The sequence below is a fragment of the Propioniciclava sp. LT432 genome, assembly GCF_059515965.1.
Map to the genome: position 1 here is coordinate 86,398 of NZ_JCAKNE010000016.1, position 14,897 is coordinate 101,294.

15 protein-coding genes are annotated in these 14,897 nt (G+C 68.9%); 7 read left to right on the forward strand and 8 right to left on the reverse strand.

Going from position 1 to position 14,897, the window contains the following annotated elements; translation table 11 throughout:
• Window positions 1–7 precede the first annotated feature (7 nt).
• Complete coding sequence (locus AC5YDV_RS10530) at window positions 8–862, forward strand: GerMN domain-containing protein (protein WP_496183049.1); 855 nt, start codon at window positions 8–10, stop codon at window positions 860–862.
• Between the two features lie 2 nt (window positions 863–864).
• Here the strand turns inward: AC5YDV_RS10530 and recO are convergent, their stop codons facing one another.
• Together recO and AC5YDV_RS10540 are read right to left on the reverse strand one after the other, a co-directional pair.
• Window positions 865–1,605 (reverse strand): DNA repair protein RecO, encoded by a 741-nt coding sequence (recO, locus tag AC5YDV_RS10535; RefSeq protein WP_496183048.1) that lies wholly within the window; start codon window positions 1,603–1,605, stop codon window positions 865–867.
• A 7-nt stretch (window positions 1,606–1,612) separates the two neighbouring features.
• A complete protein-coding gene (locus AC5YDV_RS10540) occupies window positions 1,613–2,023 on the reverse strand; it encodes a Fur family transcriptional regulator (protein ID WP_496183047.1) in 411 nt (136 codons plus the stop codon).
• Window positions 2,024–2,080: 57 nt separating this feature from the next.
• On the opposite strand from AC5YDV_RS10540, the gene AC5YDV_RS10545 reads away from it, so the two are divergent.
• The 3 genes from AC5YDV_RS10545 to AC5YDV_RS10555 are packed head-to-tail and all read left to right on the forward strand — an operon-like array spanning window position 2,081 to window position 3,887.
• Window positions 2,081–2,389, forward strand: a complete 309-nt coding sequence (locus AC5YDV_RS10545; RefSeq protein ID WP_496183046.1) for an antibiotic biosynthesis monooxygenase family protein — start codon at window positions 2,081–2,083, stop codon at window positions 2,387–2,389.
• Between the two features lie 56 nt (window positions 2,390–2,445).
• A complete protein-coding gene (locus tag AC5YDV_RS10550) occupies window positions 2,446–2,904 on the forward strand; it encodes a transporter substrate-binding domain-containing protein (RefSeq protein ID WP_496183045.1) in 459 nt (152 codons plus the stop codon).
• On the forward strand, window positions 2,901–3,887 hold the full coding sequence (locus AC5YDV_RS10555; RefSeq protein WP_496183044.1) for a cation efflux transmembrane domain-containing protein: 987 nt from the start codon (window positions 2,901–2,903) through the stop codon (window positions 3,885–3,887). The genes AC5YDV_RS10550 and AC5YDV_RS10555 overlap by 4 nt, the downstream gene beginning before the upstream one ends.
• Before the next feature lie 55 nt (window positions 3,888–3,942).
• Here the strand turns inward: AC5YDV_RS10555 and AC5YDV_RS10560 are convergent, their stop codons facing one another.
• From AC5YDV_RS10560 to AC5YDV_RS10575, 4 genes are all read right to left on the reverse strand, one after another.
• A complete protein-coding gene (locus tag AC5YDV_RS10560) occupies window positions 3,943–5,076 on the reverse strand; it encodes a substrate-binding domain-containing protein (protein ID WP_496183043.1) in 1,134 nt (377 codons plus the stop codon).
• 99 nt (window positions 5,077–5,175) lie between these two features.
• Window positions 5,176–6,468, reverse strand: a complete 1,293-nt coding sequence (gene mmsB, locus AC5YDV_RS10565) for a multiple monosaccharide ABC transporter permease (RefSeq protein ID WP_496183042.1) — start codon at window positions 6,466–6,468, stop codon at window positions 5,176–5,178.
• Between the two features lie 12 nt (window positions 6,469–6,480).
• Window positions 6,481–8,043, reverse strand: a complete 1,563-nt coding sequence (gene mmsA, locus AC5YDV_RS10570; protein WP_496183041.1) for a multiple monosaccharide ABC transporter ATP-binding protein — start codon at window positions 8,041–8,043, stop codon at window positions 6,481–6,483.
• Window positions 8,044–8,130: 87 nt separating this feature from the next.
• Window positions 8,131–9,366, reverse strand: coding sequence for an ROK family transcriptional regulator (locus AC5YDV_RS10575; protein ID WP_496183040.1), 1,236 nt, complete (start codon window positions 9,364–9,366; stop codon window positions 8,131–8,133).
• 198 nt (window positions 9,367–9,564) lie between these two features.
• Here AC5YDV_RS10575 and AC5YDV_RS10580 point away from each other — a divergent pair, with 198 nt between their 5' ends.
• Window positions 9,565–10,944: a glycine--tRNA ligase gene (locus tag AC5YDV_RS10580; protein WP_496183039.1), complete on the forward strand. Its 1,380-nt coding sequence runs from the start codon at window positions 9,565–9,567 to the stop codon at window positions 10,942–10,944.
• A gap of 72 nt (window positions 10,945–11,016) precedes the next feature.
• Here the strand turns inward: AC5YDV_RS10580 and AC5YDV_RS10585 are convergent, their stop codons facing one another.
• Window positions 11,017–12,219 carry an alpha-amylase family protein gene (locus AC5YDV_RS10585; protein WP_496183038.1) on the reverse strand — a complete coding sequence of 401 codons (1,203 nt, stop codon included), beginning with the start codon at window positions 12,217–12,219 and terminating at the stop codon, window positions 11,017–11,019.
• Window positions 12,220–12,289: 70 nt separating this feature from the next.
• Between AC5YDV_RS10585 and AC5YDV_RS10590 the strand changes: the two genes are divergently transcribed.
• Together AC5YDV_RS10590 and dusB are read left to right on the forward strand one after the other, a co-directional pair.
• A complete protein-coding gene (locus tag AC5YDV_RS10590; RefSeq protein WP_496183037.1) occupies window positions 12,290–12,883 on the forward strand; it encodes a TetR/AcrR family transcriptional regulator in 594 nt (197 codons plus the stop codon).
• Window positions 12,884–12,969: 86 nt separating this feature from the next.
• Window positions 12,970–14,127: a tRNA dihydrouridine synthase DusB gene (dusB, locus tag AC5YDV_RS10595; protein ID WP_496183036.1), complete on the forward strand. Its 1,158-nt coding sequence runs from the start codon at window positions 12,970–12,972 to the stop codon at window positions 14,125–14,127.
• A gap of 1 nt (window position 14,128) precedes the next feature.
• Here dusB and AC5YDV_RS10600 read toward each other — a convergent pair whose 3' ends face one another.
• Window positions 14,129–14,893 carry a small multi-drug export protein gene (locus AC5YDV_RS10600; RefSeq protein WP_496183035.1) on the reverse strand — a complete coding sequence of 255 codons (765 nt, stop codon included), beginning with the start codon at window positions 14,891–14,893 and terminating at the stop codon, window positions 14,129–14,131.
• Window positions 14,894–14,897: the final 4 nt, after the last annotated feature.

The window sequence follows — 14,897 nt, forward strand, 5'->3', positions numbered from 1 at the left end:
AGGACCCATGCGCAGCGCCGTCCGCCTCGCAGCAACGGGCCTCGTCGCTGTGCTCACGCTGTCCGGGTGTGCCCTGGTCCCGCCGGACGGCGGCGACACGAGTCCCGTCCCGAGCCCGACGGTGGTCACGACCGACCCGCCTCCCGTCCCCCTGGAGCCCGTCCTCGTCTACCACCCGCGGGAGTCCAGCAACGGGCTGAGGCTGGGGCGGGAGCGACGGCTGGTGCCGAAGGCCGACCCTGTGCGCGGCGCCCTCGAGCTGATGATCCAGGGCGCCCTGGACCCGGACTACCGCAGCGGCTGGTCCGAGGACACCCGCGTGCTCTCGGTCACCACGTCCGGCCACGTCACGACCGTGGACCTGTCGGCCGAGGCACTCCGCAGCAGCAAGTTCGGCTCGGAACGGGCGCTGGCTGCCGTCGACCAGCTCGTCTGGACGGTCACCGAACAGGTTGGGGAGGACACGCTGGTCTCGCTCACGATCGAGGGGGAGCCGCCGGGAGACCTGTGGGGCGTGACCCGCTGGGACACGCCGCGGGGACGCGAGGACCCCTTGGGGGTCCGCGTCCACGTGTCGATCGACTCCCCGACGGAGGGCGACAAGCTCCGTTCGCCCGTGACGATCCAAGGGGACGCCGCGTTCGCCGACGGCACGGTCGTGTGGGTCGTCCGGGACGCCGCGGGTGCGACCATCGCCGAGGGCCGGGTGACGCCCGAGGGGACCACCCCGTTCGCGCCCTACTCGTTCCAGGTGGACCTGCTGCCGGGCACCTACAAGGTCGCGGTCACCGGCGAGGCCCTCGGCGACGGTGAGGGCTATCGCCCCGACACCGACACCCGGACGTTCGTCGTCGAGCCCTGACCTCAGCGCGCCACGTGGTCGATGGTGCGCAGGCTGCGCTCCAGGTGCCAGGTGACGAACGCGGCGATCAGGCCGGACGCCTGGCGTTGCGTCTGGTCGTCGGCGTCCCGGGTGCCGGGCCAGTCACCGGAGATGAGCGCAGACAGCAGGCGGAGCGTCTCGGGACGCACCTGGGGGGTCGCGGGCGGGCGGCAACGGGGGCACACCAAGCCGCCGGCCGAGGGGGAGAAGGCCACGTGCGGTCCCGGGGTGCCACAGGTGGCGCAGCTGTCGAGGCTGGGGGCGAACCCGGCCGTGGCCACCGCGCGCAGCAGGTAGGAGTCCATGATGAGCGTCGAGGGACGCGGTCCGTCGGACGTCCCGGCGCACAGGGCGTGGAGCGCTCCGGCCAGCAACTGGTACTGCGGCAGGGACGGTTCGTTCTCGATGCTGACCAGCCGGTCGGCGGTCTCCAACATGACCTGACCCACTGTGTAGCGCGGGTAGTCGGTGCACAGCGGCTCAGACCACGCGTGCAGCGTCACCGCCTCGGTGATCACGTCCAGCGTCCGCCCAGTGGCGAACTGGAGGTCGACGTGGCTGAACGGCTCCAGCCGTGCGCCGAACTTGCTCGACGTGCGCCGGACGCCGCGGGCCACCGCCCGGACCTTGCCGTGCCGGCGGGAGAGCACCGTGATGATGCGGTCGGCCTCGCCCAGCTTGTGGGTGCGGAGGACGACCCCCTCGTCACGGTAGGTGGGCACGGCGGTCTCAAGCCTCCACGGCCGCGCAGTCGGCACACAGCCCGTGCAGTTCGATGGAGTGGTCCACGTCCGTGAAGCCGTGCTGTCTGGCCAGCTTGCTGATGAAGTCCTCCACCCCGGGGAACTCGACCTCGACCGTCCGGCCGCATGACCGGCAGATCAGGTGGTGGTGGTGGTCGTGGGTGGCCTGGCCGCACGCGCGATAGGACGCCTGCCCGTCCGGGAGGCGCACGACATCGACCTCGCCCGCGTCGGCCATGCCCTGCAGCGTGCGGTACACGGTCGCCAACCCGACGGAGTCCCCGCGGTGGCGCAGCAACTCGTGGATGTCCTGAGCCGTCCGAAACTCCTCCAGTTCGCCCAGGACCTCGGCGATCTGGGTGCGCTGCCGGGTCCGGCGCTGGGGTGTCGTGGTCATCCTCGTGGTTCCTCCTCGTCCGGTCCAGCCTACCCGTGGGTCACTACGATGAGTCGCATGCTCGCGTTCAGCCGGTTCCGGGTCCCGCAGGAGTCCGAGGCCTCCTTCGTGGAGCGGGCCGAGGCCGCCACCGCCTTCTTCCGCCTGCGGCCCGGCAACCGGTCCGCCGACCTGGTCCGCAACCTCGACGAACCCGACCTGTGGGCCATCCAGACCACGTGGGAGAACGTCGGCTCCTATCGGCGGGCGTACAACGGCTACGAGGCGAAGATGGTCCTGGTCACGTTGATGAGCGAGGCCATCGACGAGCCGTCCGCCTACGACGCGCCCGCCGAGGTCGGGGACAACGTCCCGCGCACACGCTGAGGGGAGACTGTCCTCCGGCCGCGCGCTGACGTAGCGTGGCGCCGGTGGAGTCCACAGTGAGAAGGTTCATCGTCGCGCTGATGCTGGTGGCCCTCGTCCTGACGGGGTGCTCGGAGATCCCGCGCGACCCCGACGGGACCCTCGAACGGGTCCGCACGGACGGCGTCCTGAGGGTGGGGGCGTCGCCCAGCGAGGGACGGGTCGTCGTCGCCGGGGACCGCGTGAGCGGGCCCGAGGCTGACCTCGCCACCTCCTTCGCCGAAAGCCTCGGTGCCCGCGTCGCGTGGTACCCGGGCGGCGAGGAGGAGCTCGTGAAGGCGATGGAGGAGGGCGAACTCGACCTCATCGTGGGTGGGTTGTCCGACAAGAGCCCGTGGTCCACCAAGGTCGCCCTCACGCGGCCCTACGCCACCCGCGAGGAGCGAGGCGAGAAGGTCAGGCAGGTGATGGCCGTACCCCTGGGGGAGAACGCCATGCTCGCCGCTCTCGAGGCGCACGTGGACGGACGCGCATGAGCGCCCCCACCACGTTCGGCATGACCGAACTGCCGTCCGAGCAGCAGGACGCCCTCCGTCGGGCCCGTCGCCTGGAATGGGTCAGCATCGTCTACCTGGCGACCTGCGTCGTGCTCGTCTTCGCCGTCATGGGGTCGAGCCAGGCCATGAAGGTCGCGTGGGTGGAGGACCTGCTGTCCCTCATCCCGCCCATCGTGTTCCTGGTGTCGTTGACCCAGATCAGCCGCTCCCCGTCGCCGGACCACCCCTACGGCCACCACCGCGCCATCGGCTCGGCCCACCTGGCCTCGGCCGTGTCGCTGCTGGCGATGGGGGCGTTCATGGCGGTGGACTCCGCCTGGGGCCTGCTGAGGGCGGAACACCCGCCGATCGGCACCTACCACCTGTTCGGCCAGACGATCTGGGCCGGCTGGCTGATGATCGCCGCCATGGTCTACACCGGCGTCGGACCGGTCATCCTGGGACACCTCAAGAAGCCGCTGGCGGAGACGCTGCACGACAAGGTGCTGTTCGCCGACTCCGACATGAACTCCGCGGACTGGCGGACCGCGGGCGCCGCCATCGTCGGCATCCTCGGCATCGGCATCGGGTGGTGGTGGGCGGACGCCGTGGCCGCTCTCCTCATCGCCACCAGCATCATCAAGGACGGGGTGAAGAACGTCCGCAACGCCCTGCGCGACCTCATGGACGGCGAAGCCCGGACCTACGACGACAAGGAGGAGCACCCCGTGGTCGGCGGTGCGCTCGAGGCCGCGAGGGCGACGTCCTGGGTGGTGGACGCCGCCTGCCGGGTCCGCGACCAGGGGCACGTGTTCCACGCCGAGGTCTTCGTCGTACCGTCCGAGCCCGTGTCGCTGGACGCGCTGGAGGACCTTCGTGCCCGGATCCGTGAACTGGACTGGAAGCTGGACGACGTGGTCGTCGTGCCCGTCGCCACCATCCCGGAGCACGTGCGCCGCCACCCCGCGCACGCCGACGACTAGCCCGGACGCGCGCGTGCCGGGCCCCGAGGGACCCGGCACGCGTTGGTGGTTGGGATCAGCCGTTGACGACCTTGCCGAGGATGGGGTCGTCCTTGTAGGTGGCGACCGCGTTCTCCTTCGTGACGATCACGGGCTCGAGCAGGTACGACGGCACGACCTTAACGCCGTTGTTGTACTGCTTCTCGTCGTTGACGTCGGCCTTCTTGCCCTGCTGGAGCTGTCCGACCATCTTGATCGTCTGTTCCACCAGCTTGCGGGTGTCCTTGTAGATGGTCGAGTACTGGCCACCGCTCATGATCAGCTTGATCGACTCGACCTCGGAGTCCTGACCGGTGACGACCGGCTGCGGCTTGCCCGCGGCCTTGACGGCCGTCAGCGCCGCGCGGGCCAGGGTGTCGTTCGGGGACAGGATGCCGTGCAGTTCCGTGCTGCCCGAGTAGTTGGCCGACAGGATGGTGTCCATGCGCTTCTGCGCGTTCTCGGCCTTCCACCCCTGGGTGACGGCCTGCTCGAACGTGGTCTGCCCGGAGACGACCTTGAGGGTGCCGTCATCGATCTTCGGCTTCAGCACGTCCATCGCGCCGTTGAAGAAGACCTTGGCGTTGGAGTCGTCGGGCGACCCGGCGAGCAGCTCGATGTTCCACGGGCCGGAACCCTTCTCGGCCGCGAGGCCCTTCAGCAGCGCCTGGCCCTGCAGCTGGCCGACCTTGAAGTTGTCGAACGCGACGTAGTAGTCGACGCTCGGGGTGTTGGTCAGGAGGCGGTCGTAGGCGATGACCGTCGCCCCGGAGTCCTTGGCGGCCTTGGCCTGGTTGCCCAGCTGCGACCCGTCGACGGCGCCGATGACGACCACCTTGGCACCCTTGGTCACCATCGCCTGGATCTGGTTCTGCTGCTCGGAGGGGCCATTGTTGGCGAACTGCACGTCGGCCTTGAAACCGGCATCCTTGAGGCCATCGTTGAACAACTGCTCGGCGAGCACCCAGTTCTCGGACGTCTTCTGCGGGAGGGAGACGCCGATCAGGGCGTCCTTGGCGAAGCCGGCGCCGCCCTGGGGTGCGGCACTGGCCGTGCCGGCGCCCCCGGCCGTGGTGCCCCCGGCCGGCTCTGCGGTGCGACCGGAGCCACAGCCGGTCAGCGCGAGAGCGCCGGCGGCCGTGACAGCCATCGCTACCTTGGCGAACTTCATCATCGAAATCCTCACTTTCGTTCCCGCCTCGGGGCGGTTGTTTCCACCTGCGGCCGGCGGCCGGGGTTGGTTCATGGATGTCTGGGGAAGCACGGGGTTCTAGGCGGACGGGGAGACGGAGGCCTGCTCGTCGACCGACCCCTGGGTGTCGGGCTGAACGGGTCCCTGCGTCGGACCCTCGGAGGGTGCCGCCTTCTTGGGCATGAGGTAACCGAGGATCGACGGGCGACCCTGGGCCTTGTTGAGCACGTCGACGGCCACCGCGAGGAGCAGGACCATGCCCTTGATCATCTGGGTGGCGTCGGCGCCGATGCCCATGAGCTGCAGGCCGTTGTTGAGGACGGCCATGACCAGGCCCCCGATCATCGACCCGACGACGGTCCCGACACCGCCGGAGACCGCCGCACCGCCGATGAAGACGGCGGCGATGGCGTCCAGCTCCCAGCCCACACCGTCGAACGGGCCGGACGCCGTGGAGCGGCCGACGAACATCATGCCGGCCAAGGCGGACAGCACGGACATGTTCGCCATGACCAGGAAGTACACCCGGCGGCTCTTCACGCCGGAGAGTTCGGCCGCGTGGCGGTTGCCGCCGATGGCGTAGACGTGGCGTCCGATGATGGTGCGCTGGCTCAGGAACGAGTACAGGATGACCAGGGCGACCAGGATCAGGCCGGCCACGGGGAAGCTGGTGCCCGGGCGTCCGGTCGCGTACAGCCAGGTGATGTAGCCGAGCACGAGGGCCAGGCCGACGATGCGCGTCACGGTGACCCACATCGGTGGGGCATCCGCCTTGATGCGGACCAGGTCAGCGCGCTGCCGCAGGCTCCCGTAGGCGAGCGCGGCGATGGCGAGGATGCCCAGCAGCACGGTGAGGTTGTTGAACGGCGTGCCCGGGCCGACCTCGGGCAGGTATCCGCCGCCGATGAACTGGAACTCCTCCGGCACCGGCACCGTGTTCGACTTGCCGATGTACTGGTTGAGGCCGCGGAACAGCATCATGCCGGCGAGCGTGACGATGAAGCCCGGGATGCCGACGTAGGCCATCCAGAAGCCGTTCCACGCACCGATCACGGCCCCGAGCACCAAGCCGAGCACGATCGCGGCCCACCACGGCACCCCGAAGTCGCGCATGGCGATGGCCACCACGATGCCGACCACGGCGGCCACGGACCCGACCGACAGGTCGATGTGGCCGGCGATGATCACCAGCACCATGCCGATGGCCATGATCAGGATGTAGCTGTTGCCGTTCAGCAGGTTCATCATGTTCGTCGGTGTCAGCACGAGGCCGCCCGTGAATATCTGGAAGAAGCCGATCATCAACACGAGCGTGATGAGCATGCCGAACTGGCGCAGGTCGCCGCCGAACAACTTCTTGAGTGCGTCCATCAGTTGCTTCCTTTACGAGGCCAGGGGCCGATTCTTGGGTGCCACACGGGTGGTCATGTCGCGCATGAGGCTCTCCTGCGTGGCCGTCCGCGCGTCCTGCACGCCGGTGACCGCGCCCTCACAGATCGTGTAGATCCGGTCGCAGATGCCGAGGAGTTCCGGCAGTTCCGAGGAGATGACGACCACCGCGCGCCCGGCGTCGGCCAAGCGGTTGATGATCTGGTAGATCTCGTACTTCGCGCCCACGTCGATGCCCCGGGTGGGCTCGTCGAGGATCAGCACGTCGGGGTCGGGGAAGAGCCACTTCCCGAGCACGACCTTTTGCTGGTTGCCCCCCGACAGGGTGTTGACGCCCGCGTTGACCGACGGGGTCTTGATGCGGAGGTCGCGGCGATAGCGCTCCGCGGCGTCCACCTCGGCGTTGGGGTCGTACACGCCCAGCTTGGAGATCTTGCCGAGCTTGGCCGAGGTGATGGTGGTCTTGATGTCGTCGAGCAGGTTGAGCCCCAGCGCCTTGCGGTCCTCGGTGACGTAGGCGATGCCGGCGTCGATGGCGTCGGCGACGTTCTTGGGGGCGATCTCCTTGCCCCTCAGGAACATGTGTCCGCCGAGCCAGATGCCGTACGAGCGCCCGAACAGCGAGCGCGCGAGCTCGGTGCGGCCGGCGCCCATCAGGCCGGCGAACCCGACGATCTCGCCGGCGTGGACCTCGAACGTCGACCCCTTGCAGACCAGGCGTTCGGTCACGACCGGGTGCTGGACCGTCCAGTCGCGCACCTCGAACAGCACCTCGCCGATCTTCGGGGTGTGGTCCGGGTAACGGTGGTCGAGGGGACGGCCGACCATGCCGCGGATGATGCGGTCCTCGTCGACGTGCTCGTCCTTCGCGATGTCGAAGGTCTCGACGCTGCGGCCGTCGCGGATGATGGTGATGCTGTCGGCGATGGCGGCGATCTCGTTCAGCTTGTGAGAGATCATGATCGAGGTGATGCCCCGGTCCCGCAGTTCCTCGATGAGGCCGAGCAGATGCGCGGAGTCGTTCTCGTTGAGGGCGGCGGTGGGCTCGTCCAGGATGAGCAGCTTGACGTCCTTGGCGGCCGCCTTGGCGATCTCCACCAGTTGCTGCTTGCCGACGCCGATGTTGCGGATCAACTCGTCCGGGTCGGCCTTCAGGCCGACGTGGTCCATCAGCTCGCGGGCCCGCTGGCGCGCGGCCGTCCAGTCGATGGCGCCGCGCTTGGTCTGCTCGTTGCCGAGGAACAGGTTCTCGGTGATCGACAGCGTCGGGATGAGGGCGAGCTCCTGGTGGATGATGACGATGCCCTTGCGCTCGGAGTCGCTGATGCTGCGGAACTGGCACAGCTCGCCCTCGTAGTAGATGTCGCCCTCATAGGTGCCGTGGGGGTAGAGGCCCGACAGGACCTTCATCAGGGTCGACTTGCCGGCGCCGTTCTCGCCGCAGATGGCATGGATCTCACCGCGACGCACCTTCAGGGTCACTCCGTCCAGCGCCTTCACGCCGGGGAAGCTCTTGCTGATGTCGCGCATCTCGAGCACGTACTGGTCGTCACTCATCCTCGTCCTGGTCTCCTTCGACCGACACCGGAACCCGCCACTGTGGTGGGTCCGGCATACCGCCGCCCACCATCATCGTTGAGTTCATTACTTGGCGGCAACACGCAACCGGGTCGCTGTGTCCACATCGTTATGAAGTTGGCCCTTGGCCGCGTCCAGGGCCACGACGAGAGCCCCCGGTCTGTGCGTTGCCGGACCCAGGGCGGCCGGGACGATGCGCAGCTGGTTCACGGCGTCGGCCACCCCGTGGCGCTGGACCGAGTCGCGAAGCGGCTCCAGCAGGAGGTCACCGGCCGTCGACAGCTCTCCTCCGACCACGATCACCTCGGGGTTCAAGATGCTGCAGAGGTTGGCCACAGCGATCCCGACGGCGGCCCCGGCGTCCGCCAGCACCCGGACGCAGGCCGGGCTCCCGGCCCGCGCCCCCTCGATGAGCTTCGCGACGGTGTCGACCTCGGGGTTGGCCGGCTGGACGGCCTCGATGAGGTGACTGCTGCCCGCGATGGTCTCGAGGCAGCCCCGGTTGCCGCACCGACAGAAGTCACCCCGCTCGTCCACCATGGTGTGCCCGATCTCCCCGGCCACTCCCGTGGCGCCCCGGTAGAGCTCGCCGTTGATGACGATGCCGGCGCCGACGCCTCCCCCGAGCTTCAGGTAGACCAAGCTCGTCGCCCCTTGTCCTGCACCGTATCGGGCCTCTGCGAGCGCGCCTGCGTTGGCATCGTTGATCACGTGCACCTCGAAGCCGAACACGTCGCGCGCGGCCGCAGCGAGGTCACGGTCGGCCCAGCCGGGCAGGATCGCCCGCGAACCGAGCAGGCGGCCCTCCAGGTCGAGGGGCGCCGGCACGGAGAGCCCCGCGGCCACGACGGATTCGATCGTCCGGCCCAGTTCGGTGAGAATCTCGTCGAGCATGGCCCGCGCGCACGCCAGGACCGACTCGGAGGTGTGGGGAGGGTCCAGGGGTGCGTAGCGCGAGGCGAACACGTCGAGGCTCAGGTCGGCGACGGCGACCGTGATGTGCCGGTGCCCGACGTCCAGGCCCACCACGACGCGTCCGTCATCGACCAGCGTCACCAGGCGGCCACGGCGTCCACCGTGCTCGTCCTCCACGCGCACCAGGCCCGACTCGCTGAGCTCGCGCACGATGCCCGAGACGGTCGACGGGGCGAGGTTCGTCTGGCGGGCCACCTGCGCCTGCGTCATCGGCCCGGAGTCGAGCAGCGCTTGGATGATGCGGGTCGTGTTGGCCTGGCGCAGTGAGGATTGCGAGCCCGGTCCGGGCTCCTCCGGTGTGGAATTCGTCGTCGACAGCACCCTCATGGCGTCATCAAAGCACTTTTGTGTTCGAGAGGTGAACATTTCGTCACTGGTGTCAGCACCCCGGTGCCTGCGGCCGTGGCCCCGTGAGGGGTCGCCGGTGCGAGCACTCTCTCCGGGTGTCGCCAGGGGCGGATAGGGTGACCCGGCAGTGGGGATGCCGGCCGGGCACCCCCCGCCGACAAGGAGGCACCAGGTCGCATGGCCAGCAAGCTCGACAATGTCATCAGCCTCACGAAGCGTCGCGGCTTCGTGTACCCGTGTGGCGAGATCTACGGCGGTACGCGGGCGGCGTGGGACTACGGCCCCTACGGCGTGGAGCTCAAGGAGAACATCAAGCGCCAGTGGTGGAAGGCCGTCGTCCAGGGTCGGCCCGACGTCGTGGGGATCGACTCGTCGATCATCCTGCCCAAGCAGGTCTGGATCGCCTCGGGGCACGTGGGCGTGTTCTCCGACCCGCTCACCGAGTGCCTCAGCTGCCACAAGAGGTTCCGAGCCGACCAGCTCGAAGAGGCGTTCGAGTTCAAGAAGGGCCGCAAGCCGTCCGGCCTGGAGGAGATCAACTGCCCTGAGTGCGGCAACCTCGGACAGTTCACCGAGCCCCGCGACTTCAACATGATGCTGGAGACCCACCTCGGCGTCATCAAGGACGACTCCGGGCTGCACTATCTGCGCCCCGAGACGGCGCAGGGCATCTTCATCAACTTCAGCAACGTGCAGCAGACCTCGCGCATGAAGGTGCCCTTCGGCATCGGCCAGGTCGGCAAGAGCTTCCGCAACGAGATCACCCCCGGCAACTTCATCTTCCGCACCCGCGAGTTCGAGCAGATGGAGATGGAGTTCTTCGTCGAGCCGGGCACGGACGAGGAGTGGCACCAGCACTGGATCAAGGAGCGCTTCGACTGGTACGTGGGTCTGGGCATCGACCCGGAGCACCTGCGCCTCTACGAGCACCCCCAGGAGAAGCTGTCCCACTACTCCAAGGGCACAACCGACATCGAGTACGACTTCGGATTCACCGGAGGTGACGGCTGGGGCGAGCTCGAGGGCATCGCGAATCGGACCAACTTCGACCTCGGCACCCACACCGAGCACTCGGGGCAGGACCTGTCCTACTTCGACCAGGCCAAGAACGAGCGGTACCTGCCCTACGTCATCGAGCCAGCGGCCGGCCTGACCCGCTCCCTCATGGCGTTCCTCGTCGAGGCCTACACCGAGGAGGAGGTGCCCAACGCCAAGGGCGGCACCGACACCCGCACCGTGCTCAGGCTCGACCCGCGCCTGTCGCCCGTCAAGGTCGCCGTCCTGCCGCTGTCGCGCAACGAGAGCCTCTCGCCGAAGGCGAAGGAACTGGCCAGCGAACTGCGCCAATACTGGAACGTCGAGTTCGACGACGCCCAGGCGATCGGACGCCGCTACCGTCGTCAGGACGAGATCGGCACCCCGTACTGCGTGACCATCGACTTCGACACCCTCGAGGACAACGCGGTCACCATTCGCGAGCGCGACTCGATGTCCCAGGAGCGCATCCCGCTCGACCAGGTCGTCAGCTACCTCGCGGCACGCCTGGTCGGCTGCTGACCGAACGACGCGAGAACGCCCCCGAGTCCGACTCGGGGGCGTTCTTCGTGTTGCGCCGCCAAGGGTCCTCCGTCAGTGGGTTCCCCCCGACCACTCCCAGCTCTCGCCGTCCGATGCGCGCACGGACACCCGTGCCGCCGGCGCCAGTTCGAGGCGGACCTCGACGCGATCGCTGCCGCTGGAGCAGCTGTACTCGATCCACTCGTTCGCCCTGGCCGTGACCGTGACCCGCGCACGGGCCAACCACGCGTGGCGTCGCCGGAACCCGATCAGGTCCGTGTACACCTGCTGCAGCCAGGCGCCGGCCGGGAGCAGGTCCGCCGGGGAGGCCGGCAGGGGAGGGCGGACCGCGTCGTCCGCGTGGCTCCCGGTGCCGCGGACACCCGTGAAGCCCTGCTCGTCGCCGTAGTACACGCTGGGCATCCCGGGCGTGGTGAACAGCACGGACGCCGCCAGCGCGGCTCCGGTGGGGCCGACCAGCGATGCGATCCGGTCGACGTCGTGGTTGCCGATGAAGGTGTTGAGCACGTGATTGGCCGAGAAGGCGTCGTGGCGCTCAAGTGCGTGGGCCAATTCCCAGAAGTTGGCGTCCTTGATGGAGCTCCAGGTGGCCTTCCACAGCTCGTAGGCCGTGACGGAGTCGAACGCGCCGGCGTCCGCGATGGCGGCGTAGTCGCCGTGGATGACCTCGCCGAGGAACAGGGCGTCCGGGAACTCGAGGCGTACACGTCCGATCACCTTGCGCCAGAATTCCGGGGGGACCGCATAGGCGACGTCGAGGCGCCAGCCGTTGATGCCGCGACGGAGCCAGTGGAGCATGATGCCGGTGATCCAGTCGGCGACGTCCTCGCGGGTGTGGTCGAGCTCGACCAGGTTGTCGTGGCCCTCCCAGGTGTACAGGTGGCCGTTCGAACGCCGCAGCATGGGGGAGTCCTCACCCACGAGGCCGTGCTGGGTGCTGACGTGGTTGAACACGCCGTCCAACATCAGCGACAGCCCCCGCTCGCGGCAGGCGGCGACGAGTCGGTCGAAGTCGGCGTCGTCACCCAGGCGGGGGTCGATGGCGAAGTGGTCGAGGGTGTCGTAGCCGTGGGAGACGGACGAGAAGATCGGCCCCAGCAGCAGTCCGGAGCAGCCGAGCGTCACGGCGTGGTCCAGCCAGGGCTCGAGGGCGGGGAGTCGATGGGTGAGCCCGTCGTTCCGCTCGTGCACCGGTGCGCCGAGCGCTCCCAGCGGGTAGAGGTGGTACCAGATCGCGTGGTCGACGAGGCTCATGTCGCTCCTTGTTGATTGAGGATCAATAACGTTGCTGACGGTAACTCAATGAAGGCTAGGATGCAATGCCATGGCAACCGACCGAATTCGCAGACGACGCCTTGGCCCGGAGGAGCGTCGGGCCGCCATCCTCGCTACGGCCCGTGAGGCGTTCGCGTCGGCATCCTACGCAGAGGTGGCCGTGCCGGAGGTGGCACGGGCGTCCGGCGGTTCGGCGGCCCTCGTGTTCCACTACTTCGGCTCGAAGGAGGGCCTGTACGCCGCCGTCCTGGAGGACGACCTCACGGCGCTGGCGTCCCGGCAGGCCGAGGCGGACGCCTCGTTGCCCCCCAACACCTCCGCGCGTGACCGTGTGCGGACGTGGGCGTTCGCCCGCCTCGACCACCTCGCGGCCGGCCCGACTGCCACCCTCCCCAGCGAGGAACCGGCCGCGGCCGCGGAGGTGCGCGAGCGGGCGCGCGAGAACGACCGCGCGTTCCTCGCGTCGGTGCTCCAACCGACGGAGGCTGCCCGGGACCGCTTCGCCCTGTCCGGGTTCCTGGGCTTCCTCGAGGCGACCGGCCAGGCGTGGGCGTCGGCCGGTTCCCCGGACGACGATCGCCACCCGTTGGTCGAGGCTGCGCTCGGGGCGCTGGAGGGGGCATTCGGCGACTGGCGTCGGTGATCCCCGTTCTGCATTTTGTGTCGGCGAAGCTGGCATCATCACAGCAATCTGCCGACACAAAATGCAGCACGGTAGAATCGCCCCTCGTGCCGACGACCACCTACGCGCCCTTGACGTTGACCGCTCCCTCCGGGGGGACGGTCGAGGTCGCGACCCCGGTCGTCCTGGCACCCATGGCGGGCATCACGAACCCGGCGTACCGCCAGTTGTGCCTCGAGCAGGGTGCGGGCCTCTACGTGTGCGAGATGATCACCAGCCGCGGCATCGTCGAGAAGAACCCCAAGACGTTCGACATGCTGAAGTTCGCCCCGGGGGAGACCATCCGTTCGGTCCAGCTCTACGGCGTGGACGCCGACGTCATGGCGCGGGCCGCCCACATCCTGTGTGAGGACCTGGGCGTCCACCACATCGACATCAACATGGGCTGCCCGGTGCCGAAGGTCACCCGACGGGGCGGGGGCGGCGCCCTCCCGTGGAAGACCGACCGGCTCGCCGAGATCCTCACCAAGACGGTGCGCGCGGCTGACGCCCACGGCGTCCCGGTGACGGTGAAGACCCGTATGGGCATCGATGAGGACCACCTCACCTACCTCGACGCTGGGCGCATCGCGCAGGACGCCGGGGTCGCGGCCATCGCGCTGCACGCACGGACGGTGGCCCAGTCCTACTCCGGGAACGCGCGGTGGGACGCCATCTCCACGCTCGTGGACGCGGTCGACATCCCGGTGCTCGGCAACGGCGACATCTGGGAGGGTGAGGACGCCCTGCGCATGGTCGACGAGACGGGCGCCGCCGGCGTGGTCGTGGGGCGCGGCTGCCTGGGGCGTCCGTGGCTGTTCCGCGACCTGGCGGACGCCTTCGCCGGCCGTCCGGTGCAGCCCTACCCGAAGCTCGGGGAGGTCACCGCGATGCTGCGGCGCCACGCCGTGCTGCTCGCCGGAATCCATGGTGAGCGCTGGGGCCTGACCGACCTACGCAAGCACATGGCGTGGTACTTCAAGGGGTTCCCGCTCGGGGGTGACCTGCGCCGGTCGTTCGCCATGGTGTCGAGCTTGGCCGAACTGGACGACCTGATCGCCCAACTCGACCCCGACGCGACCTACCCCGAGCACGAACGGGGCACCCCACGTGGTCGGCAGGGGACGCCCCGAGAGCGCGTCACCGTGCCGTACGGGTGGCTCGACAACCGGACGCTCGGCGACGAAGACCTCTCCGCCGCCGAGTCCGACGTCTCGGGAGGGTGAGTCAGCCGGCGATGGCCTGCATCGCCGGCCACATGCCCAGCACGATGGCGATCATGCCGATGACGGGGGCGGCCACACCCAGGATGATGCCCCACATGCCGTAGGTGCGGCCCTGCCTGCGGGCGGTCGCGACGATGCTGATGACCCAGCCGACGATGCCGGCCAAGGTGGCGAACGTACCGATCGTCATCAACCCCTGCACGCTCTGGGCAAAGGCGATCACGACCGGGTCGTTGGGATCCATGGTCTGGGGGGACGCCGGGTCGATGCCGTAGTCGACCACGAACTGTCCCGACTGCTGGCCGAAGAGGTAGGAGACGATCGCGAGCACCACGGTGCAGACCGCGACGATGCCGAGGCCGACCATGCCGAGGGTGTTGCTCCGGGGCTGTTCCTGGGGCCACGCCTCCTGGTGGCCGCCCTGGGGGTAGGGAGCGTATTGCTGGTACTGGCCACCGTACGGGGCGGGCTGCTGGCCGTAGGGCTGCTGTCCGTAGGGCTGTTGTCCGTAAGGCTGTTGTCCGTACGTCGGCTGTCCGTAGGCCTGTTGCCCGGATGGGGGCTGCCCGTAGGCCTGGTTGCCGTACCCCTGCCCATACTGGGGCTGTCCGTACTGGGACTCCCCGTGCTGGGGCTGGCCGTTCTGAGGGGCATAGCCGTCCTGGGGATTGGCCTCGGTTTCGTGGCGCGGAGCCTGATTGTCCTCGGCATCGCGCGGACCGTTGGCGGCGCGCGGAGTGTCGGGCTGGGGTGTCTGGTCGCTCATGGCC

Excerpts from the sequence above, each read along its gene's own strand:
- AC5YDV_RS10530 (WP_496183049.1), top strand. The coding sequence starts at position 8 with ATGCGCAGCGCCGTCCGCCTCGCAGCAACGGGCCTCGTCGCTGTGCTC.
- AC5YDV_RS10545 (WP_496183046.1), top strand. The coding sequence starts at position 2,081 with ATGCTCGCGTTCAGCCGGTTCCGGGTCCCGCAGGAGTCCGAGGCCTCC.
- AC5YDV_RS10585 (WP_496183038.1), bottom strand. The coding sequence starts at position 12,219 with ATGAGCCTCGTCGACCACGCGATCTGGTACCACCTCTACCCGCTGGGA.
- AC5YDV_RS10555 (WP_496183044.1), top strand. The coding sequence starts at position 2,901 with ATGAGCGCCCCCACCACGTTCGGCATGACCGAACTGCCGTCCGAGCAG.
- AC5YDV_RS10580 (WP_496183039.1), top strand. The coding sequence starts at position 9,565 with ATGGCCAGCAAGCTCGACAATGTCATCAGCCTCACGAAGCGTCGCGGC.
- AC5YDV_RS10575 (WP_496183040.1), bottom strand. The coding sequence starts at position 9,366 with ATGAGGGTGCTGTCGACGACGAATTCCACACCGGAGGAGCCCGGACCG.
- AC5YDV_RS10540 (WP_496183047.1), bottom strand. The coding sequence starts at position 2,023 with ATGACCACGACACCCCAGCGCCGGACCCGGCAGCGCACCCAGATCGCC.
- AC5YDV_RS10560 (WP_496183043.1), bottom strand. The coding sequence starts at position 5,076 with ATGAAGTTCGCCAAGGTAGCGATGGCTGTCACGGCCGCCGGCGCTCTC.
- mmsB (WP_496183042.1), bottom strand. The coding sequence starts at position 6,468 with ATGGACGCACTCAAGAAGTTGTTCGGCGGCGACCTGCGCCAGTTCGGC.
- mmsA (WP_496183041.1), bottom strand. The coding sequence starts at position 8,043 with ATGAGTGACGACCAGTACGTGCTCGAGATGCGCGACATCAGCAAGAGC.
- AC5YDV_RS10590 (WP_496183037.1), top strand. The coding sequence starts at position 12,290 with ATGGCAACCGACCGAATTCGCAGACGACGCCTTGGCCCGGAGGAGCGT.
- AC5YDV_RS10600 (WP_496183035.1), bottom strand. The coding sequence starts at position 14,893 with ATGAGCGACCAGACACCCCAGCCCGACACTCCGCGCGCCGCCAACGGT.